19 protein-coding genes and 1 pseudogene are annotated in these 23,133 nt (G+C 32.7%); 15 read left to right on the plus strand and 5 right to left on the minus strand.

Going from position 1 to position 23,133, the window contains the following annotated elements:
- Positions 1-56: 56 nt before the first annotated feature.
- The 6 genes from Z053_RS28905 to Z053_RS0118710 all read left to right on the plus strand — a co-directional run bounded on the left by Z053_RS28905 (position 57) and on the right by Z053_RS0118710 (position 6,517).
- Entirely contained in the window at positions 57-932 is an 876-nt protein-coding gene (locus Z053_RS28905) for a ParB N-terminal domain-containing protein (protein WP_025666506.1), read from the plus strand.
- An 896-nt stretch (positions 933-1,828) separates the two neighbouring features.
- Positions 1,829-2,848, plus strand: a complete 1,020-nt coding sequence (locus tag Z053_RS0118690; protein ID WP_025666507.1) for an L-tyrosine/L-tryptophan isonitrile synthase family protein — start codon at positions 1,829-1,831, stop codon at positions 2,846-2,848.
- A gap of 45 nt (positions 2,849-2,893) precedes the next feature.
- Positions 2,894-3,727, plus strand: coding sequence for a TauD/TfdA dioxygenase family protein (locus Z053_RS0118695; RefSeq protein ID WP_025666508.1), 834 nt, complete (start codon positions 2,894-2,896; stop codon positions 3,725-3,727).
- On the plus strand, positions 3,724-5,199 hold the full coding sequence (locus tag Z053_RS0118700; RefSeq protein WP_025666509.1) for an FAD-binding protein: 1,476 nt from the start codon (positions 3,724-3,726) through the stop codon (positions 5,197-5,199). The genes Z053_RS0118695 and Z053_RS0118700 overlap by 4 nt, the downstream gene beginning before the upstream one ends.
- A gap of 167 nt (positions 5,200-5,366) precedes the next feature.
- Complete coding sequence (locus tag Z053_RS0118705) at positions 5,367-6,173, plus strand: nuclear transport factor 2 family protein (RefSeq protein WP_025666510.1); 807 nt, start codon at positions 5,367-5,369, stop codon at positions 6,171-6,173.
- A gap of 137 nt (positions 6,174-6,310) precedes the next feature.
- On the plus strand, positions 6,311-6,517 hold the full coding sequence (locus Z053_RS0118710; RefSeq protein ID WP_025666511.1) for a tautomerase family protein: 207 nt from the start codon (positions 6,311-6,313) through the stop codon (positions 6,515-6,517).
- A 268-nt stretch (positions 6,518-6,785) separates the two neighbouring features.
- On the opposite strand, the gene Z053_RS0118715 is transcribed toward Z053_RS0118710, so the two are convergent.
- On the minus strand, positions 6,786-7,583 hold the full coding sequence (locus Z053_RS0118715; RefSeq protein ID WP_152538342.1) for an HAD family hydrolase: 798 nt from the start codon (positions 7,581-7,583) through the stop codon (positions 6,786-6,788).
- A 669-nt stretch (positions 7,584-8,252) separates the two neighbouring features.
- On the opposite strand from Z053_RS0118715, the gene Z053_RS0118720 reads away from it, so the two are divergent.
- The 9 genes from Z053_RS0118720 to Z053_RS0118760 all read left to right on the plus strand — a co-directional run bounded on the left by Z053_RS0118720 (position 8,253) and on the right by Z053_RS0118760 (position 20,458).
- A complete protein-coding gene (locus Z053_RS0118720) occupies positions 8,253-8,732 on the plus strand; it encodes a glycine-rich domain-containing protein (protein ID WP_025666513.1) in 480 nt (159 codons plus the stop codon).
- 2 nt (positions 8,733-8,734) lie between these two features.
- Complete coding sequence (locus tag Z053_RS0118725; RefSeq protein ID WP_025666514.1) at positions 8,735-9,655, plus strand: hypothetical protein; 921 nt, start codon at positions 8,735-8,737, stop codon at positions 9,653-9,655.
- A gap of 69 nt (positions 9,656-9,724) precedes the next feature.
- The gene (locus tag Z053_RS0118730) at positions 9,725-12,100 is read left to right on the plus strand and encodes a TonB-dependent receptor (protein ID WP_025666515.1); all 2,376 of its coding nucleotides are present in this window, start codon (positions 9,725-9,727) and stop codon (positions 12,098-12,100) included.
- A 16-nt stretch (positions 12,101-12,116) separates the two neighbouring features.
- Positions 12,117-13,301, plus strand: coding sequence for a hypothetical protein (locus tag Z053_RS0118735; RefSeq protein ID WP_025666516.1), 1,185 nt, complete (start codon positions 12,117-12,119; stop codon positions 13,299-13,301).
- Between the two features lie 7 nt (positions 13,302-13,308).
- Positions 13,309-14,010: an ABC transporter ATP-binding protein gene (locus tag Z053_RS0118740; protein WP_025666517.1), complete on the plus strand. Its 702-nt coding sequence runs from the start codon at positions 13,309-13,311 to the stop codon at positions 14,008-14,010.
- A gap of 4 nt (positions 14,011-14,014) precedes the next feature.
- Positions 14,015-15,448, plus strand: a complete 1,434-nt coding sequence (locus Z053_RS0118745) for an ABC transporter permease (protein ID WP_025666518.1) — start codon at positions 14,015-14,017, stop codon at positions 15,446-15,448.
- Positions 15,445-16,884 carry a DUF3526 domain-containing protein gene (locus Z053_RS0118750; protein WP_025666519.1) on the plus strand — a complete coding sequence of 480 codons (1,440 nt, stop codon included), beginning with the start codon at positions 15,445-15,447 and terminating at the stop codon, positions 16,882-16,884. The genes Z053_RS0118745 and Z053_RS0118750 overlap by 4 nt, the downstream gene beginning before the upstream one ends.
- A complete protein-coding gene (locus Z053_RS0118755; RefSeq protein ID WP_025666520.1) occupies positions 16,881-19,091 on the plus strand; it encodes a DUF5916 domain-containing protein in 2,211 nt (736 codons plus the stop codon). The genes Z053_RS0118750 and Z053_RS0118755 overlap by 4 nt, the downstream gene beginning before the upstream one ends.
- A gap of 2 nt (positions 19,092-19,093) precedes the next feature.
- Positions 19,094-20,458: an MATE family efflux transporter gene (locus Z053_RS0118760; RefSeq protein WP_025666521.1), complete on the plus strand. Its 1,365-nt coding sequence runs from the start codon at positions 19,094-19,096 to the stop codon at positions 20,456-20,458.
- Between the two features lie 21 nt (positions 20,459-20,479).
- Here Z053_RS0118760 and Z053_RS0118765 read toward each other — a convergent pair whose 3' ends face one another.
- The 4 genes and pseudogenes from Z053_RS0118765 to Z053_RS28910 all read right to left on the minus strand — a co-directional run bounded on the left by Z053_RS0118765 (position 20,480) and on the right by Z053_RS28910 (position 23,118).
- Positions 20,480-21,088 (minus strand): class I SAM-dependent methyltransferase, encoded by a 609-nt coding sequence (locus Z053_RS0118765; protein WP_025666522.1) that lies wholly within the window; start codon positions 21,086-21,088, stop codon positions 20,480-20,482.
- Positions 21,081-21,527 carry a Fur family transcriptional regulator gene (locus Z053_RS0118770; protein WP_025666523.1) on the minus strand — a complete coding sequence of 149 codons (447 nt, stop codon included), beginning with the start codon at positions 21,525-21,527 and terminating at the stop codon, positions 21,081-21,083. Before Z053_RS0118770 ends, Z053_RS0118765 begins: the two co-directional genes overlap by 8 nt.
- A 195-nt stretch (positions 21,528-21,722) precedes the next feature.
- Positions 21,723-22,319 (minus strand): hypothetical protein, encoded by a 597-nt coding sequence (locus tag Z053_RS0118775; RefSeq protein ID WP_025666524.1) that lies wholly within the window; start codon positions 22,317-22,319, stop codon positions 21,723-21,725.
- A gap of 34 nt (positions 22,320-22,353) precedes the next feature.
- Positions 22,354-23,118 (minus strand): annotated as a pseudogene (locus Z053_RS28910) (creatininase family protein).
- Positions 23,119-23,133 lie beyond the last annotated feature (15 nt).

Below are 23,133 nucleotides of genomic sequence, written 5' to 3' on the forward strand. Positions count from 1 at the left end.
TTAAACAAGATGAAGATATAAACTAAGAACACTTTTTAAATAACTCAAAATAAGAAATGAACAAAGAGAATATTAGAGTTTTAAAAGAATTAGAAGAGTTTATTGTACCATTATCTAAAGAAGAATTTAAACAACTAAAAGAAAATATTCTTTTAGAAGGGTGTAAAGAAGCATTATCGGTTTGGGAGCGAGAAGATGATTTAGTATTAATAGATGGACATAATCGGTATAAAATTTGCCAAGAAAACGAGATAGATTATAGAATAAGCAAGTTTTCTTTTTCTTCGATAGAAGAAGTGAAGTCGTGGATGATAAACCATCAACTAGGACGCAGAAATCTTAACCCCGATCAATTGAGTTATTATAGAGGACTTAAATATCTAAGTGTCAAGAAAAAAAAAGGAGGGTATGCTAATATTCTTTCGAAGGGTCAAATTGAACCTTCAACATCAAAAATACTCGCAGAACAATATAAAGTAAGTGAAAGTACTATCAAAAGAGATTCTAGGTTTGCCAAAGCTATTGACCTTATTGGGATAACCAATAATAAGCTTAAAAACCAGATATTGTCGGGAGAAATAAAAATTAAGAAATCAGATTTATATACTTTACTTAAGGTAAAAGGAATAGAAGACTGGGTTATCATTAACGAATCTGATTTGAGACATAAAATAAAAGTTTCGCAAGAAGACGTCTTGCAAAATATAGAAAACAAATTAGATGAATTAGATAATAATGAAAAAGGAAATATCGAATTTGTTAAAGGAGTAGATCCCTTATTTTTACCAAAAAATGATAGGCTTAAATTAATAAAAGGAAGGATTATATCTGCAATTAATATGGCAATTGATAAAAAAGATATAAATGCTATTCAGGAATTAAAAACCCTTATAGAAAAATTAGAAACCGAAATACTTACAGATATAGATTAAAATATTTTTGTAAGCTGTTATACTATTATAATAGAAAACGAGTTATATTCTGGTAGCAGTCGCAAAAGCGCCAAGAGAATTTTTTATAGTTAAAAATTAGACTATATTTATATCCGAAATGACAGATAAATACATCATATTGAGTTATAAAATATAACATATTTGATTAAAAATATACCCGTTTTGTTATCGGATACTAATCACTAATTAGAAAAATAAAAATCACTAAATATACTCTTGTATACTGATTTTTATAAAAGTTAGATTCAAAAAAGACGGCCTTGATAAGACGATCTTATAAGATATGCAACGTTTTAATATTTAATAAATATTGATTTAGATATATACTCATGCTTTCAATAAAGATGAGTTCAGTACATAAAATTATAGTATGTATACTAAAAAATGTATGGTGTTTGGACAATAGCAGAGGCTTTCTGTTATTAGATTAAATAGTTTAGGAATAAGGTTGCTTTTTTTTATGAAGAAGAGACAACATTTTATCGTTTTGATTTAATTCGAATCGTACGGCTAATGTATGAATTGCAGAAAATATAAAACTGCAATCAAGAATTACATTTTAAAAAATAACATTGGTGATACTAGATAGTATTTGGTAGTACCAGGAAATAGTAAATATTCCTGAAAATAGCGAAACCACAAAACTCTATTTACAGGAGAAGAAGTCTTTGTTATTATAAAAGAAACTTAAGAAGGATTAGCTATCGTTAAAAAATGATTGCAGAAGGAGAGTATATGGATAAACCTAACTGGTTAGGATAGTAATATCCTTTCTGTATAGAGTTTTATATATACCATAATGAACACAGATTAAAATAATTTATGATGAGAAAAATCGACACGTAAAATAGAAAATTAATTCTTAAAACCTTATTATGAAAATTTTAGATAATGAACTAAGTAAATCTTACACATCATTTAGTCATTCTGACCAAGTTACAGATCAAGCGAGAAATATTTTAACCAAAGTCATGCAATTTCGACGAATGATGATATCCGAAGATAGCTGTGATTCACCCGCTTGCCTAAGTTGTCATAAACCACACTTGGATAAAGTTTCTATGGCTATTAAGCAAAAAAAGAAAATTAGATTTGTCTTACCGGCATTTCCTGGTAAATCTCCTAATCCGGCAAAAGTTTTAGGATATCTTCCCGACATGGCAGAAAAGCAGGCTCTTACATTTTTAAATGATCTCTGCCAACAAATTCAAAGTATTTACGAACCAGGAGCAGAGTTAATTATATGTTCAGATGGTAGAGTTTTTAGCGATATTGTAGGAATCTCTGAAAAGCATGTAACTTCTTATCAAATTGAAATTGATCGCCTTATCGAAGAGTTAAACCTTAAAGCGCTTTCTACTTTTAATCTCGATGATATAGATATTAACAGTGATTTTGATCAAGCTCGTTATGAACTTGTAAAAAAATATGGACAAGACCTGGATAGTTTAAAAGATAAAGTGAAAAAAGGAGGAACAGGGTCGAACAATGCAGAAGAAAAAGAAGCTAATCGCATGTACCGAGGGCTTACACGCTTTCTTGTTGAAGATTTAATGTTTCCTGGACAAACAAGATCTAAAAGCTCAATCCAAAAAGAATGTAAAGTAAAAGCCTATCAGGCGATTATAAGAAGTAATGCCTGGACCGATTTGATTGCAGAAAAATTTCCAGAAGCAATACGTCTATCGATACACCCTCAGATCTGCGGTTCTAAGAAAATTGGAATTCAACTTCTTGGAAGAGAAACATGGATGACACCCTGGCACGGGGTTGCTGTACAAACTGGAAACGAATTTATACTTATGAAGCACCGGGAAGTTAAAAAGTTAAATGCAAAATTAGTTCAGGACGAAAACGGACACTCTAGCCACTACGAGTTAATGCCTCAAAATTAAGGCGTAGAATGCTAATGTAGAATAACAAAGTTAAAAGAGTAAAATATGAATTTTAGAACCACAAAATTAAATCCATTTGGTTTATTAATTGAACCGATTAACGGAAAGGAAGATATTCGGGATTTAGATATAAACGAATTGAGAAGTGTGCTATCAAATGAACATCTAATTGCTTTGAGAGGATTTCGAAGCTTTGACAGCGCCGAAGATTTCTCTGACTATTGTGAAAAATTTGGAGAAATTTGTTTGTGGCCTTTCGGAAAAGTTCTGGAACTTGTTGTTCAGGATAATCCCGAAGACCATATTTTCGACAATACTTATATCCCTCTTCATTGGGATGGTATGTATCGTGAACAAGTACCTGAAACGCAAGTGTTTCATTGTGTAAGTTCACCCGGAATTGATAATGGAGGAGGCACAACTTTTACCAATACAAAAATGATTTTAGAAGAAATCTCAGAAAATACTAAAGAATCTTGGAGTAAAGTAAGTTGTGTGTATTCACGAAAAATGGAGTTTTATGATAGCAAAACGATTGCTCCGCTTCTTAATAAACACCAAGAAAAAGAATACTCTGTAATTCGCTATTGCGAACCTCCAAATCATAGCGACGAATCGTTTGTTAATCATCCTGGCTTTGAAGTCGAGGGGATTCCAGAACAAGAAGTTGGAGATTTTCTTCAAAACCTTAATAAAACGCTCTACGCTCCAGAATATCTCTATACACATCGGTGGGAAACTGGAGATATTGTATTTTCTGATAATAGCACTTTATTACATGGTCGCGAACCTTTTACCAAAGGCGCTCCCAGACACCTTAGGAGAGTACAATTACTAGGGAAAACTCCAGATAATCCACATCTTATATATACAAAATGATAACAAAAGAAACAGATATTTTTATTGTAGGGGCTGGACCAGTTGGGCTAGCTTGTGCATATCTAGCAGAGCTTTCGGGATTAAAAACAATGATTATAGATAAATCTGAAGGCCCGCTAGAAGTAGGAAGAGCAGATGCTCTTAATGCAAGAACACTACAGCTACTTGAGGTTGCTGATTTATTCAAAGAACTCTACCCTCTGGGTTTACCCTGTAATACAAGTTCAATATGGGAAAAGGGAAAGTTTGTATCACGACAATCGTATTGGTGGGATGAGCTTGAAGGTTGTTTTCATAAACATTTTTTGATGCTGGGACAAGCATTTGTAGAGAAACTCTTAGATGAAAAACTTACATTAATTAATGCGCCTGTAGTAAGACAAACAACATTAGAAGATATTCAGGTTACAGATGAAGGGTGTATCAGTACTCTTTCTAATGGAGATGTAATAAAATCAGATTATCTTATAGGAGCAGATGGCTCTCATTCGTTTGTTCGTAACTACTTTAATATACCTTTCGAGATTACACGCCCTCAAATTGTATGGGCAGTAATTGATGCAGTATTCGAAACTGATTTTACAAAAGTACCCGAAATTATAGTTTTCCAATCAGAAACATCAGATGTTGCCTGGATTCCCAGAGAAGGAAATATTGATAGGTTCTATATTAGAATGGATCGCAAAGATTTTGTCATAGAAGATGCTATGGAAAAAATTAACTTCGCGATGGCACCACATACAGTTAAGATAAAAGAGCTGATCTGGTTTTCTCAATTTTCTGTAAAAGAATCTGTTGCAGAAAACTATCTTATTCAAGATCGCGTAATTCTGGCGGGAGATGCTTGTCATATTCATTCTGTGAATGGAGGACAAGGTTTAAATACCGGTCTGGCAGATTCATTTAACTTAATTTGGAAATTGAATATGATAAAAAATCACGGTGCTGATCAAAGTCTGCTCAATTTATATGAAACCGAGAGAAAACCAGTTGCTCTTAGTGTAATTCAGAGTTCTGGAGAACTTGTTCGTTCTACAAAATATTCAAGCTCTGGTACCCATGCAAAAGATTATGTTAAGATTGTAGAAAAGAGAGCCGGAAATATTACAGGTATGGGTATTCGCTATAGTGAAAATGGAATGGCGGGAACAAGAGTTTATGATATCGAAGTCAACCAGGGAGAAGAAAAAAGCCAATTATATTCTCTTCTTGATTATACCAAGTTTACGCTTCTTTATTTTGGCAATCAAAAAATAGATTTAGAATTACCAGGTTTTGTGAAAGTAATACAAATTCATTCCAATGATTCACAACATGGACTCTGGACAGAAAGTAAATACTATAAAGATCAGACTATTTTGGTAAGACCAGATTCTTATATCGAATCTGTCGGTTCACTAGATCAAACAGATTCTTTAATTAAAGACCTTGTTCGTAAATATTCAAAAAATAGTGTCTCATTAGCGATGTAAATAAAAAAAGCGTCAATTCGAGTGGTTTTCCGGAATAGCCTGTCGATTACGCTCGAATTGACGAATTAAAAAACCTAAAATGTACAACGGGTTAATATATCTCATCATTGCGATATTTTAATTTAACCACATACAAAAATGTAGATCAACTTATAAAGAAAAAGCATATGAACAATAAAGAAAAGGCTAAAGCATATCATACTGCAGTTAGCCAGTACAATGAATCAATAATAGAGAAAATGGTTCATGAAAACTATATCCAACACAATCCAAGGGTTCCGTCGGGAAGAGCAGCTTTTATTTCTATGATACCAAAATTAAAAGAGTATGGTAGTAAAATTGAAAATATTCGCATGCTAGAAGATGATCAGCACATAATTATGCATCACAAATGGATGAATGCTACTCCTTTTGGGTTTAATGAAGCAGTAGCTTTTCATATCATTCGTTTTGATTATAATGGATTAATTGCCGAACACTGGAATGTTATGACAGCAATAACTTCTCCAAACTTATCGGGTAGATCTTTATTTGATGGTGAGACCGAAATAAAAGACCTAAAGAAAACAGAAAGTAATAAATCTATAATCACCGAGCTATTTAATACACTAACACACGAAAATGTAGAAACGATAATAGAGATCATACCTAATTTTTTTCAAACTAATTTCCATCAACATAATATAGGATTTGCCGATGGAATTCAGAATCTTATTCAGGCAATTCAAGATGAATCACTTTTTCCTCGTTATAAAAAACAGCATGCCGTTTTTGGAGAAGGGAACTTTGTTCTATCCATTAGTGAAGGAGCTCTTTCTGGAAAAAATTCTGCAATATATGATCTGTTTAGATTAGAAGAAGAAAAGATCGTAGCACATTGGAGCATTTATCAAGACATTCCAACCCAAAATCTTGCTAATAGCAATACTATGTTTAACTTTAAGATGGTATCATCCCTAAATACGTGTAAGTAAAAATATCAAAAGTTCGACTTTTAATGCCAATTTAAAAACGGGCGGGAAGTGCAAAATAATAAGCAAAGTATAATACGAAAGACAAAATAGAAACTTAATATAAACTGTTTTATTCTAAAAACAAAAATCTAAACAATATGCCATATATATCATTTGAATCAACTAAACTCGAAAAAGAAATTAAGCAGAAACTAATTGAACAATTAACCGAAATATCAGCAGATATTACAGGTGTTCCAAAAAAATTATTTCTAGTTTCAATAAAAGAAATCCCGGATGATGACATGGCCGTTGGAGGGAAGACAGTAAGAGAACTAAAAATAATTAATAAAACCAATAACTAGCAATAGCTTCTATATAAGAATCTTTCTGCAAGGTAGAGACTTACGACTACAAGTTGAATATTTTTTTTGAGACTTATACTATATTTTTAAGTGATGAAATTCTAGTTCGACTTCTATAGTAATTTTGTGCACAAAAAGAACTTTATTTATCTGTATCGTGCTATGATATAGGTGAATAGAGTTTTTTTTTTGAGAAAAATTAAAGTTTATTTGATGTAATATCAAGAAGACAGAATATCACATTCCGAAAAAAATGTGTTAAGGCTGTTTAAATTTGTTTAGAAAATGGTAGGAATTCTATGAGTTCTTTAGGGCTTCTTATTATGTAATTAGGAGATAAGGATACTAGGTTTTTTTCATCTCTAAATCCCCATGTTACTGCAATGCTATCAACGCCTGCATTTTGAGCTGTAAGTATATCAACATCTGTATCACCAACAAATACCAATTGATCTAGAGGGATTTTTAACAATTTCGATAGATCTAAAACCCCACTGGGATCTGGTTTTTTGTATTTCTCAGACTGACCTATAATATGACTGAATTTGATATCTGGGAAAAAATGGCCTGCGCATTTAAGAGTTAAATCATGTAATTTATTAGATAATAGAGCGAGTGTTATTCCGGCAGATTGTAAATCTATTAGTACATCCATTATGCCAGCATATGTTTCAGAATGTTGGGTGTATAAATCTTCGTATTGCAAATGGAATTCATGGAGCAAATGCGCTATCAATTCTTCAGTTCTATGCTCAGAAGGGATGGATAATGTTATAAAATTTTTTGCACCGTTTCCAATAAATTCACGATAGTTTTTCATGGTATGAATCGGAAATTTATTTTTTTCCAAAAGCGCATTCATGATATGGCTATATGTTCCTAATGTATTTAAAAGGGTTCCGTCTAAATCAAAAATAATCCCCTTGTATTGTTTTTTAATTTGCATATTGTGAATGTTGGTTTTTAAGAATTTTTGTGGATTTAGTGGTTTGATAATGAGTTGTTTATGATCTAAGTTGGATAGTGTTTTGACCTGTTGTGTGTTTAGAAAAGTTATGCAAACCACTAAAAGTTGATTAATTGTAATAAACGCATAACTTTAGAGTAAATTATAATAAAATATTAGAAATTTTAAATCATTATCTACATATATCGCTAAAACTTTATTTATTATAAATCAACTAATATATTTCAATCCTACAAATAAAATTAACTCTCTCAATGTATTACCCCAAAAGTATAATTTAAAATGATAAAAGAGCTTTGATAACCCAATTTAAGCGTATCAAAATTTGGCGTAATCAAAACGAAGAATATACTAAGATAAGGGAGTCATTATTAAAGTACTTACAAGATTTTATCGATCGGGTAATAACATAAAGTTTCGAAAATTTACCGAAGAATGGTGCTAAGCCATTAACAAATGAAATTATTTTTTTAACATTTCTTTAAATGCAACATTGTTGCTTCTGAAAAACAGGTTCTCTATATTGCAACACTGTTGCAACAAAGGGCGAGCCGAAAACCTTAAAAAATAGAGTAGGTATAATCTTAATTTATGTAATCATGAAAATTAACAAAGAAGCACTAATCTCTCAGATTCTGGCCGAAAAATCAGCAAATCCAGTTGGAGGTACGCATTGTAGTAACTGTGGACATTGTTCATCTACATTGTAGACATTGTATTGCGGTAGTACGATTTGTCGTACTACCGTTTTAAGGAAACATTTTAACCATGAAAAAATTAGATAAAAAACAACTAGCAAATATTCTTCAGTTTAGAAACGAAGACATTATTTCGAGGTTTAATGATATGTACCAGTTAGAAGTCGAAGAAGTACAGGATATTTTTAATGAAACCCTCAAGTTTCTATTCATAAGTCAGATTCCAGGAGTTTTTATACCAGATGATCTTTTGATTATCGACGAAATGTGGCATAATATGATCCTTTTCACTCCTCAATATCATGAGTTTAGTAAGGAATACTTTAACACAACTTATTTTCATCATGTTCCCGCTTCAAAAAAGGAAAAAGAAGATCGTAAGAGAAATATGATGAAAGACCCAGAAAAAGCTAAAAAAGAGTATTTGCAAAAGTTAGAATTTTTACTATCTGTAACCTATGATTATTTAGGCGAAAAAACAGTTGAAAAATGGTTCAGGCAGTATGCAAATCAATATAGTAAAGAACAGCTTAAAGCACTAAGAAAATAGTCATGAGTATTTTTCCAAAAAGAGCTATCCCTGGTAAGACTGTGACTATTCACTGGAACTTTAATATCTCTGCCTTAAAAAATGTACACGTGTTTCCGTGGGTTAGAATAGGTGTTAAAGATCCTAACGGAAATGTTACTATGCTTTTTGAAGAACATGTTTTGGGATTACCAAACCCTATAAACGAAGTAACACAAGAAGAAGAACGATCACTTAAATATTTAAATAAAAATGTTCCGTTACTGTTATTAGCAGATTATTTGAGTGGAGCTTGTAAGAGAGAACAATTAATACAAATACTCAAGAATATTCAATCCGGAAGACACTATTATTTTACATATACCATCCCTAACAATGCACCTTTAGGGAAATACACACTTATTTCAGAAGTACACAGTTCTGGAGAAATAAGGTATTCTAAAACAGCAGTTGATGATTTCTTTTTTGTTGAAAAAATAACACTGAACAATGTTATTGAAGGTGAACAAAAGAAAGCTGTAATTATGAATCATTCACCAGAGAAAACTCCTGTAAAGATTGTTGAATGTTATCAAAATACACAAGAAGAACTAAAAACTAAAGTACGTGTTTTTGAAATCGAACCCCTACAAGAAACAATATTAGAACTTTATTCAGACCAAGAATTTTTATTGTACAATGAAGAAAGAGAAGTGATCTCTCTAACCAATTTATCATCATCTTATCTATTACGAAACCAACAAATACTTGAACTACGCAAAAATAATGGGTTAACCTGTTTGCTAAAAAAGGATAAAGATGAAGCCTATCAATTAACTGCAGAAACAAAACAATTATGGGATAGATCAAATGGGTTACTTCATAAAGATCAAATGTCTGAGAAAGAAAAAGTGATTTTTGAGGAAATGAATTCAGAAGAATTGATTCAGGAAATTACTTTATAACAAATGACATTCTATTCTTAAAAAATCAGAATACATAATTAAATACAATAAATCGTCTACTACTTCTATATGCAATATATCTCATATCTCATAATTGTTTTTTTACTAATCCCAATCATTTCTATAGGTCAGGAAGGGGTAATTTCTGGTACAATAACCAATGAAAAAGGAAACCCTTTATCTACTGCCCATATATATATTCCAGAAATGAATAAAAGTACCGTATCCGATACTTCGGGAGCCTTTAGAATAGAACATTTAAGATCGGGGGATTACCAAATTGTAATATCACATATAGGATACCAAACACAACAAAAAACGATAACATTACTTAAAAATCAACCCAAAATAAAAGTAACAATTCGCCTTGCTAAACAACTCGATGAATTAGGTGAAGTAACACTATTGAGCACATCAGAAGCAACAAAAATTAGAAATAGTACGACAACAGTATCTGTTATCGAAGCCAGAAAACTTAATAATAGATCTGTTACTACATCTGATCTTTTAGGTACAGTGCCCGGAGTACAAATAAGACAGAGTGGGGGAGTTGGAAATGCCACTGAAGTATCTATTCAAGGGTTAAGCGGCAGGCAAGTAAAACTATTTGTGAATGGAGTTCCTATGGATTTTTTACTTCCAGTAGAAGAATTAGGAATAGGCCCCTCTCTGGCTATGCTTCCTGTTAACCTTATTAAACGAATGGAAGTATATAAAGGTGCGGTTCCTGTAAGTATGGGTGCAGATGCATTGGGAGGCGCTATTAACATAGTTACAAGAAAAGAGAAGTATGATTTTTTTGACACATCTGTAGCATATAGTTCATTTAATACATGGCAGGCAACAGTAAATGCGAGAAAAGTAATGCCCTCTGGTTTAACAGCGGGGTTAACAGGGTATTATACGTATTCAGACAATAATTACACACTAAACGATGTAACACTTATTAATGAACAAGGTAATCCAGAATCAATTTCAGCAAAAAAATTTCATGATGCTTTTAGAAGCTATATGATAAAAGGAGATGTAGGGTTGATAGACCAATCCTGGGCAGATTATATAGCACTCAATTTTTCTTATGCAAATTTATATGATGAGATTCAGCATAATTTCGAAATGAGACAACCTTATGGAGAAGCACTTAACAAAGTATTTGTATATAATAATGCATTACAATATGAAAAAAAAGGCCTTATAAAAAATCTTGATGCTAATCTATACATAGGGTACAATAGAATCATTACCAATTTTAATGATACAACACTTAATATATACAATTGGAGAGGAGAAGTTATTGGGCAGAGAACCTCTGGAGGTGAGATTACACCTTCTCAAAATAAATTAAAACTTACCGGAGATAATATTTCGGGAAGAATTAATCTTCAATATAATGTTAATACTACTTCACGAATTCTCTTTAATGGAGTGACTTCTTTTTTTGAACGATCAGGAGAAGATCCCGTTGCAGCTGCGTTTTACGGAAATGATTACTATAAAAACCCTGTGCATATCAATAAAATTGTTAGTGGGATAGGTCTGGAAAAAGATTTTCTGGATAAAAAAATAGTAAGTCACAGTGCTGTGAAATTCTATCACTATACCGCAAAAGGTTTTGAAATTGAAAATAATGAAATCGATGAGGTAGAACAGCAAAGGACAGAATTTGGAGGAAGTCAATCTTTTTCCTGGAGACTTAATCGCAATTTTTTAAGTAAACTATCTTATGAGTATGCCACAAGATTACCAGATAGAATTGAAACTTTAGGAGATTTTAGTATCGCAGTAGCAGCTAATCCCAATTTAAAACCCGAAAGAAGCCATAATATTAATCTTGGTGGGAGTTATAAAGAAAAAACATGGAGTGTAGAAGCTAATGGTTTTTTTAGAGAGATAGAGAATATTATTATACTTCAAGCGGTTCCTCCTCCTGTTTTGAGTACTTATCAAAATTTATTAAAAACAAGAATCATAGGAGTCGAAGGCGAAATTAGCATGCGGCCATTATCATGGTTAAATATTACATTAAATGGCACTTTTCAGGATTTGCGAAACCGATCCAAAAAAGAAGCTTCAGGAGTGTCTAATGATCGCTATTTTGGAGCTCGATTACCAAACAAACCGTATCTATTCGGAAACGGAGAAATTCAAATCACCAAAAATAGTTTAATGAGACCCAATGACCAATTACAAGTATGGTGGTCTACCCGCTATGTAGAAGAATTTTTTAGGTATTGGGAGATTGATGGACGAAAAGAAGATAAACTAGTCGTGCCAACCCAATGGCTTCATAATATAGGAATTGCATACACAGGAAGGCATAAGCAATATACTGTAACTCTCGAAACTCACAACATATTTGATCAACAAGCCTATGATAATTTTGGAGTTCAAAAACCAGGAAGATCATGGCATCTTAAGTTAAAAACCTCACTATTTAAATCATAATACAAAAACTATAGTAATGAACACGAACAAATTAAAAAAAGCAGCACATATACTTTTTACAGGATTTATTTTTATAACAATAAGTATATTATCAGGATGTAAAAGCGATGATAATTCTATTCCTCCAGAAGAAACGACAGTAAAAATAAACCATGGCCTGGCCATAGTATCGGGTGCAGGAGATGTAAAAACTACATTTTTACAAGGACTTACAGATCTTAATAAACCTTCGATAGACAATGCCAATGGTACAGAGGTAGGACAGTTTTCTTCTATATACTCAGACGGAAAAGCGATGTTTACAGCAGGTTTTGGTGCTCCCGCAACTATGAAAAAATTTGTGTTTGATAAAACTGGCAAAGCTGTTTTGGATCAAGAAATAATAATTCCGGGATCTAATTCTTTTTCTTCTCTCGAGATCCTTAATGAAACTACAGGTTACGCTACAGTTGGAGGAGGGATATCTAAAGTTATTCAATTTAACCCTGCTACGATGAGAATTACAGGAGAAATAAATTTAAAAGATGCTGGCGATGGTCTTTTTTACTCCGATATGATCATAAGAGATACTAATTTATTTATCGCACTTAATGATTTTGGAGGATCAGGTTCTGCTAAGATTGCCGTGGTAGATTTAAATACAAACTCCTTAAGTAAAATTATAACAGATGATCGTACAGCCACACTTTTTAACACACTTACTGCCGAAATTATGACTACCGATGCTCAAGGAAATATTTATGTTCAGGCTTCGGGACTGTTTAGTGGTAAACCTAGTGGTGTTCTTAGAATCAAAACAGGAGAAACAGAATTTGACGCAGATTATTTTTTCGATCTCAAAGCTGCCACTGGTAATACGTGTTTTGGGTTATATCATTTTAGTGATGGAATGGTATGTACTACCGTTTCCGAAAATGATGATAACTTTTTTGGTACAGATGGAGCTAATCCTGCTTTTAGGTATCGAAAAATTGATCTTTCTAAGGCGCAAGATTTAGGGGATTTAGAAGCCTCTCTACCTAATACATTTGCAGCATCCCGAACATCATTCATGAAACAAGTTTCTGATGATGAGGTTCTTTTTGCCATTGCAGGTACAGAAGAAGATGCCTTGTACAGTTATGAAATTAGTTCGGGTAATGTTTCAAAGAAAATGAAAAGTACCAGTGGTTATATAACAGGGTTAATCACTCTAAAATAATGTGAAAATGCTTGAAGCAATTGATTTAACAAAAAAATATGGAGATTTCACGGCCCTAAAATCTTTAAATCTTACGATAAAAGAAGGAGAAATTTTTTGTCTGTTGGGAGCAAATGGAGCAGGGAAATCGACCACTATTAATCTATTTCTAAATTTTATAGATGCAACTCATGGTAAAGCTATGATCAATAATATGGATGTCACTATGCATGTTAAGGAAACCAAACAATTGCTATCCTATATTCCCGAAAACCTGATGTTATACAAAAATCTGACAGGGCTAGAAAACCTACATTTTTTTTGTGGATTAGGCGGAGGAAATCAAAACAAAAGCGAGCTGGAAGAATTATTAACACAATCTGGTTTGCAGAAAGATTTTATACGTAAAAGAGTAAGTAGTTACTCTAAAGGAATGCGCCAAAAAGTGGGCATTGCACTGGCCCGAGCTCGAGGAGCAAAAGTATTACTTCTAGACGAGCCTACATCTGGATTAGATCCCAAAGCCAGTAATGAATTTTCTGAACTATTATTAAATATGAAAGAAAGAGGAGTAACCACATTAATGGCAACACATGATCTTTTTAGAGCAAAAGACACAGGTACACACATTGGTATAATGAAAGAAGGGGTATTGTTAGAAAAGTTTGAATCCAAAGACGTTAGTTTTCAGGATCTTGAAAAAATGTATTTGAAACACATGCACAATTGATAAGATGAATGCAGTACTACTAATTGCCAAAAAAGAAATACAAATCGCATTGCGGAAAAAGCTAATAGCAGCTCTAGCCATAGTCATTATGGGATTGCTTAGTATTGCCTTATACACAGGGTATGTGGCCTATAATCAACAACGAGCTATTATAGAGCAGGCTAAGCAAGAAAATAGAACAGAATGGTTAGAGCAAGGTGACAAACATCCTCATATAGCCGCTCATTATGGGACTTTTGTATTTAAGCCAAAAACTATATTAAGTTTATTTGATTTTGGATTAGATACCTATACAGGAACTTCTGTATATCTAGAGGCTCATTATCAACATGAATTTATGTTTCGCCCTGCGCAAGATCATAGTAGTATGATTCGGTTTGGAGAACTTAGTGCAGCAATGGTATTTCAAATATTAATTCCTTTACTTATTATATTTTTGGCATTTACTGCATTTACCGAAGAAAGAGAAAATGGAACTCTCAAATTGTTAATAAGTCAAGGAGTATCTTATTCCTCTATAATTAAAGGGAAAATAATAGCATATGTAAGTATTCTCTTTGCTATAGTGATTCCGTTTTTTGTAATCGCTTTTATTTTATCTACCGTAATAACAGATTCTGGCAGTATTCCCGATGTTGGATTACGAGTGTTGTTTCTATTAATAGTGTATGCCATATACTTATCGATTTTTGTTGCTTTTTCGGTATGGGTATCTATGCAATCATCAACAGGAAGAAATGCGTTACTTACTCTGTTAACCTGTTGGATTCTTTTTACCATTATTATCCCAAAAACAACGGCTAATTTTGGAGAAAGCTTCTATCCTTTACCTTCTATGAAAATTTATAGAGAAGCTATTCAAAAAGATATTAGAAATGGTTTAGATGGAAAAAATCCAAAAATCGCCCGAGAGCAGCAATTAAAAAAAGAATATTTACAACACTATAAAGTAGATTCAATTCATAAACTACCTTTAAATTTTGAAGGAATACGAATGCAAGCCGGAGAAGATTATGGAAATAAAGTATATGATGTACATTGGGAAAGGTTAATCGATATTTTTAATCATCAGAATCGAATCAGTAGCTTATCCAGTTTTATTACTCCATATTTAGCTGTACGTAATGTATCTATGGGGCTTGCTGCTACCGATCTCAATACTTCTATTCATTTTCAAAAAATAACAGAAAATTACCGTAGAGAATTAGTTCGGAAAATGAATCTTGATATGGCACAAAACTCTAAGTATGGTGAGTTTTATGAATATAAAGCAGATAAAAATTTATGGAAAACGGTTAAGGGTTTTCACTATAAAACAATGTCTGCGTATGAGATACTACGCCAATATCTAATAGAACTATTATCCTTATGTTGTTGGGGGTTGGTTATTTTCTTTCTTCTTAACTATTCATCACATAAAAAGAAACCCGTATTATGAGTAAAGTAACAATAACATTATTGCGTTATGAGTGGATTGCTTTTACCAGAAATACTTTTCAAATAGTAATGCTGGGTTGTACTTTTTTACTTGGTCTTTATTCAATTTATTATGGGCAATCAGAGATAAAAGTACAACGGGATACTATCCAGGATGTAATGGAAATTGAGAAAACCGAGTTCCATCAATATCAGGCAAGTTTTAAAGAAGAATTAGCTTCTGTAACACAAAAAAAGAAACTAGAAATAGCTTCAGACCCTGCTTATGCATGGCATAGACATGGTTATCATGCGATTTTACATCCTCATGATTACGCGGCCTTGGCAATTGGACAATGCGATTTACATCCTTATTATTACCGTCTTACAGGAATGAGTTTACACTATCAGCTTTTTGAAAATGAGATAGCAAATCCCGTAAAACTATACGTTGGTAATTTTGATTTATCATTTGTACTAATTTACCTTTTCCCTTTATTGATTATAGCATTTTCCTATGGCTTATATTCTGGCGAAAAAGAGAGTGGAGTACTACCATTACTATATATACAAACTGTAAATATTAGAAGAATTATTATAGTACGACTTGTATTATATTTCTTCCTTATTACGGGGTTAGCACTTCTTATTTCTATAATAGGATTAACCACTTCTGGTAATATGATGAATTCTGAGAATAGCCTAGCAGCTCTTTTTTGGATACTTAGCGTTATCATATACTGTGCATTTTGGTTTGCAGTACTTTTCTTTATTGTAAGTTTTAAAATGAATTCGTCTTTTACAGCGATCACGGCAGCTGGAGTATGGCTGCTTTTTCTTATAATAATCCCTGCAGTGCTTAATGTATGGGTAACTACCAGATACCCATTAGACAGTACATCGCTAGCAGAAATTACTCGCAGAACAAGTCTTGAAAATGAAGAAGATAAAAATGAAGCCAGAGAAGTTATTCAAGAATTTTTAGCACATAATCCGCACCTTCAGGGATCTGATAGTCTTATACATAATAACACACTTGCAAAAGCATATGCAGCGCTAACATCCTTAAAAGATATGCATAGTAAAGAAGATGTAGATCAATATAACAATCAGGTATATCAGAGAAATAAATGGATATCAGATTTTCATTGGGTAAATCCTGCGGTAAATATGCAGAGTATATTTATTCATATTGCAAAAACTGATCTTAATACCTTTCATCAGTTTCATACTTCTATAGAATCGTTCCATCGCAATATTTCAAACTTCTATTTTCAGAAATTATTTTGGGATAAACCTATACAGCGTGAGGACTATTCGCGATTACCATCCTTCAAAATCAAAACAGATGAAGTAAAATGGAGTACTCTTATTTTATTTGGAATAGCAAAAGTTAGTATGGCAACGATCTTATTTTTCGGAATAGGTTTCATAATCATGAAAAAAAAGAAAATATGAGAAATTTGCTTTGTGCCATAGTAGTTATTATGCAACATATGATCGGTATTGCACAGCATACAAATCAAAATTTTCCACCCCCTAGTGATCCTCCCGAGGTTTTTGCAAAACGCGCAAAGGGTTCCATAAAAATCGATGGCAAATTAAATGAGTCTGACTGGCAGGAAGCTCCTGTTACCAAAGATTTTTTTCGAATGGAACCCCGACAGGGAGGAGTGTATACTTATAAAACTGAAGTACGTGTCTTATTTGATGAGAAACAGTTATACGTAGGAGTGTTCTGTGAAGATTCATTAGGAAAAAAAGGAGTTCGTGTACAAGATTTAAGAAGAGATTTTAGTGATGGTGAGAATGATATTTTTAGCATTCAATTAGATCCTCAAAATCTCAAACAATACTGTGTTTCGTTTCAAACCACTCCGTATGGTAATCAACGTGACTTACAGAATTTTAATGATAACAGTACCGATAATGATTGGAATGCACTATGGTCTGTGCGTACCCATAGAACCGATATAGGGTATTATGCAGAGTTTGCCATACCTTTTACATCTATTCGGTATGACAGTCAGAAAAAAGAAGAAGATGTTGCATGGGGAATTACATTTAGCAGATTGGCAAGAAGAGATTATGAGCGAACCGTTTTTCCTGCTATCCCGCAATCTTTTTCTCCGTATAGGATGACATATGCTGCGCAATTAAAAGGGTTAGAACTTCCCAGTTCTGGAGCAAACCTTAGAATAGAACCTTATTCTTTATATCAATACACTACGACTAATACAGAAGGAGAAAAAAACTCTGATAGTAAACTAAAATTTGGAGGAGATGCAAAATGGGCTATAAGTCCACGATCGGTCTTAGACGTAACTGTTAATACAGATTTTGCACAGGCAGATGTAGATAGAGCAGTTAACAACCTTGACAGGTTTAATATATTTTTTCCAGAGCGAAGGCAATTTTTCTTAGAAAATTCGGGAATTTGGGCTGGTGCCTCTAGTAATTTGGTTCGTCCTTTTTTTAGTAGAAAAATTGGGTTAGAAGGTAAATTTAATGCCGTTCCTGCTCCGATTAATGTCGGAACACGTTTTACCGATAGAAACGATAAAAGAACTCTGGCGGGGCTATATATCCATCAAAGAAATACCGATAATGCGCCCAGTGCCAATTTTGGAATATTTCGGTATCTCCAGAATTACGGAAAAGAAAACAATGTGGGAGTGATGATCAATCATCGCTTAGATGAAAATAGTAAAGTATTAGATATCGAAGAAAACAATAATACAACAGCAACTGTAGATGGTTTAATTCGAATAAAAAATAAATGGACAATTTCTTATCTAATTTCGTCTACATATGATAAACAAACCAATAGGTGGGGAGAAGCAGGAAGTGTTTTTTCTGGATATCGAAGCAATAAGATGTATTGGGGATGGTCTACAAATTTTGTGAGTAAGAATTATAATCCAGGTACAGGTTTTGTCTTTCAGAATGATGTTATAAAACACAATCCTGGGGGGTATTTTATTGTAAGACCTAAAAAACTTCCCTGGATTCGTCGTTGGGATCCAGGTTTTTTTGCAAACTACTATCATGATTTTCAAAATCCTGAAAAGTTTCAACAGGCAAGTCTCTACCTTTTTCCTGTATATGTTTTTTTTAAAGACAACAGTTTTGTAGAATACTCGGTTACGCCATCATGGCAAAATATAAATTTTGATTTCAAACCTCTGGGGTTAGCTATCGAACAAAAAAGATATTTCTATACCCGACAGTTTATTCGATATAATTCTGATCGATCAAGAAAATTGTCGGCTTCTTTTAAATATGAATGGGGAGGTTTCTATAATGGAAACAGAAACACGATTACGGCTGGTATGCGATACGCTCCTTTACCTCATATTGCTTTAACTGCAGATTATGAATATAATAATCTTAGGAAAATAGGAATACTAAGCGAAAATTTAGAAACCAATTTGTATTCAGCCAGTCTTCGTCTTGCACTCTCCCCCAGAATGCAACTATCCACTTTTTATCAGTATAATTCATTTAATAAACAAGGAAGGTGGAATGCACGATTTAGTTGGGAATATATGCCTTTATCTTTTATTTATCTGGTATTTAACGATACTCAAATAAAATCATCATTAGATCCTATAGACAGGAATCAACAATTCATTAGTAAAATTACTTTTTTGAAACAGTTTTAGTCGTGAAGAAACAACCAGATATACTAAAAGATAATCTCTGGAAATTGATGCTTAAACTTTCTTTACCAGGAATATTAGGGATGATGGTAATTTCTATTAATTCTCTGGTAGATGCTATCTATGTAAGTTATTTTATTGGCGCAGAAGCATTCGCCGGGATTTCGTTATTATTTCCGCTCACCTTGGTTATTACCAGTGTCACTGTTTTTATTGCAGCTGGATCGTCTTCGGTTTTGAGTAGGGCGATTGGTGCCAATGATATAGAAAAACAACAAAAGGTGATTCCTAATATGATTGCACTTTCTCTTATAAGTTCGATAATATTAATGGTTATAGGTGTGCTTTTTACTCAACAATTAGTAGCTTTTATGGGGGCTACAGGAGCTATGCTGGATTATGGGGTTTCTTATTTTGAAATATCTATTCTGGGAGTATTTTTTACTATCCATGGCCTTTCTGCTAATGGGCTTATTAGATCCGAAGGTAAAATTAGACAAGCAATGACATTTACAATAATGTCTGTTGTAATAAATATTACATTAACCCCTTTATTTATTCATACCTTTTCTATGGATATTGCTGGTGCTGCTTTAAGTAGTATCATATCTATGTTTATATATGCGATTGCAACTTCGCTCTATTTTGTTAAGAAAAAAGCATCGTTTACAACTGGAAAATTTAGTATTAAGATTGAAAAAGACATCATAAAAGATGTAATTAGTGTAGGTACATCTGCTTTTGTTATGCAATTGTCTAATGTTATAAAACAGTTTTTTTTATTTAGAACTTTAGCATGGTATGGTACTGCTCATGATATTGCTTTTTTTAGTGCTGCATTTAGGTTATTTTCATTTTTGGCAATCCCCGTATTAGGTCTATTGCAACCCTTGCAACCTATAATAGGAATCAATTATGGCGCGTCTAATATATCGAGATGTATAGAAGCGATAAAAACATTTAGAATAGGCGGTATTTTATTTATACTGGTTTTTATGATTCCTGTGTTAATTTTTCCTGAATTCTGTATCCAATTGATGCTTCCGGATATGGTTTTAGACACTCATGAAATCTTTAATCTAAGAAGTATTTTGGCAGTGCTATTTTTATTACCTATTGCCTCGAGTAGTATTATTTTTTTTCAATCGGTAGGAAAAGGAAAACTAGCCAGTATAGTTCCGATAAGTCGACAAATTGTTTTGTTTCTACCTTTAATTTGGGTTTTCCCAAAAATGTTTGGTATTAATGGGATATATTATACGCTTGTTGTAGAGAATATAATCTATGCATTAGTATTATGGATACTATCTTCTATTGAACTTAAAAAACTGTTGAGTTCGACTTCTAAAAGAGTAGCGTTTCAGAAATAATAAGTGTAAGGTGTAAATAGCCTACTTTTTCTGAGCTACGATATGAAATACATGCCAATATTTTTCTTTTCCGGATATGGTTTTACCTTGTTTTTCTATTTCTTTACAATGGATAAGATTAAAATGATTAAACATTGTTTTTATCTGTTTCTCGGTGTGAAAAGTCATTTCGGGATTAGAACTCCAGGCATCATTGGTGCCGAAAAAATGACCACTAAAAATCCCTTTTTTAGATATTGAAGAAGTAATAATATTCCATAATGTATCAAAATGATCGGGGTGACAAAATGGTAAACTAAAAGTGGCATTAATAAGTTGGCAGTTAGGAAGTGTATCTATGTTTTCAAAAGAATTTAAACGAAGCTGAAGCTGTTGTTTGTATGTATCCGGAGTATTTTCCTTAATTCGCAATAAGGCTTCATTTTGTTTGTCTATAGCAAGGACATTCCATTTATCCTGTAGTAAGGCAAAAGTATCTACACCATTGCCACAACCCAAATCAACAGCCAGCCTGTTTTGCGGGTTAATTTGTAGTTTTTGAGAAAGAGCTAGAGCATTACGTAAAGTAGCTGCTGGAGGATGTTTTTTCTGATCAAAATAATGATAATGAGTGTTCCAGGGATTATCCATTTGTTGCTTTTAAACTAGAAAGGCATGCATTACAAACGCCATTAATTGTATAGTTTATTTTTTGCGCCAGAAATTTTTCTAAAACTTTGATTTTTGGAATTTTAATATCTTCCAGGCAATAGGTTTGTGAGCAATTTTCGCAAATAAGATGAACATGTTCATCAGAATGTGTTTCTTCGGGGCATTCATGACTACATAGCGCATATCTGATACCATGACTGTCTTCAGAAGCTTTATGCAGTATCCCGTGCTCTTCAAAAGAGCCTAACGTTCGATATATGGTTACCCGGTCATGACTTACCTTCATATGAGAAATAATTTCTTTTGCAGATAATGCGTAATCATAATTTAGAAATATTTTAAGCATTTCTATTCGTGCCGAAGTCTTTTTTAATGAATGTGACTTAAGTAGATCTTCTATATATTTTTGTGTATTCATCAACCGTTAAAATTCCAATAGATTTAAAAAAGATAAAGGGTATAATGCCCTATTATTTTTTTAGTCGTTTTTTGTTTTTATCCCTATCTCAAAGATACTTATTTTATAAAAAAGTAATACACTAAATCTTTGATTATTATTAAGTGTTTCACTATTGTAATTTTGATCAGAATTTAATTTAAATTCAATTTCTTTTTATTCAATTAATAAGAGAAGTTCTTTATTTTCATCATGTCCACCTGTTGCTAAAAAATGAAATGGCGTTGTAATGGGTATTTTTGAAAAGGAATCACTTTGTATGGTATACTCAATTGCTTCAGCCATTAGTTGAAAGGTTTTAAATATTAGCACCCATTTCAAATCATCATAAACATCTATTTCCCATAAATCTTCATTATCTTCTAAAGTATCGTATAATGGGTGTAATAATTTTAAATCGAACCCTCCTGTAGAATCAAATAATTGTCCTTTCTTTTTAATTTCTCCATCATCATATACAAGAGAAGAAAATCCATTCATCCAACAGGTCGAAGGAATAAAAGGAGGAATATCTGAACCAATACATTGAAATAGAAAAGCATTTGCTTTTTCAGATTTGCCTTGTTCTATTAGTGTATGAGCTACCTTAAAAGTAGTAGTTAATTCTTCTTTTATATAATCTCTTATCTTATCCTCTATTGCATTTTCTGGAATTAATTCTTTGACCAGGTGGTAATCCTCACTTTGTTTTAAACTTTCTAGTTTTTGTTTAAACAATTCATTGAAATATGAGCTATTAGAATTTATTTTCATGACATTTTATTAGTTATACAGTAATGTATATCGTTTATTCATATAACTTATTCGTATCGGCATTTGATATTTCTACAAATAAATCTCCTAGTTTTTCGCAAACAGCGTTAAAAAATAGCGCTCCTTTTTCTTTAGTAGAAGCTTTCGGGTTTCCTACTCCTGTATCTTCACTAATCTGAGACCAAGGTCTTTCAGTCCAAACCCACCCTTCATTAAACGCTTTTATTTTGTTCTTTTTTTCTGTTCCTGCACCCCAGTCGTTTTTGGGAAGAACCAATTCTGGAGCTAGATGAAGAATCAAACTTGTTTCCATTTCATCGGCGTGATCTCCGGGGTCATCAAAAAAATCATTTCGATTAACAATTTTTACCCACTCACCAACGCACAAAAACATATCAGGGAATAACAGACCAAGTTCTCTAATTATTGATTTCCAGTTATTCCCTCCGTGGCTGTTCAGAATCATAAACTTATGAACGCCTTGCCGGTTTAATACTTCAATTATGTCTTTTAAAATTGCAAATTGAGTACTTGGGTTTAAGTTCATATCTAAATATATATCCGATTGTCCGGTATTGACTCCAAAAGGGATTGTTGGTAGTATGATTACTTTAGCTCCTTTCTCCTAAGCAATTCTCCCAGCTTCTTCGGCTATTGCAGTTCCTTCAATTACATCTGTTGAATATGGTAAGTGGTAATTATGAGCCTCTGTTGCTCCCCAAGGAAGAACAGCTAATTCAAAATCTACATCTTTTAGATGTTTCCAATTTGTATCTGCCAGTACGTATGGTCTTATCATTTTCTTGCTTTTTTT

The organism is Aquimarina megaterium XH134 (genome assembly GCF_000520975.1).
In the GTDB taxonomy this organism is placed as follows: Bacteria; Bacteroidota; Bacteroidia; order Flavobacteriales; family Flavobacteriaceae; genus Aquimarina; species Aquimarina megaterium.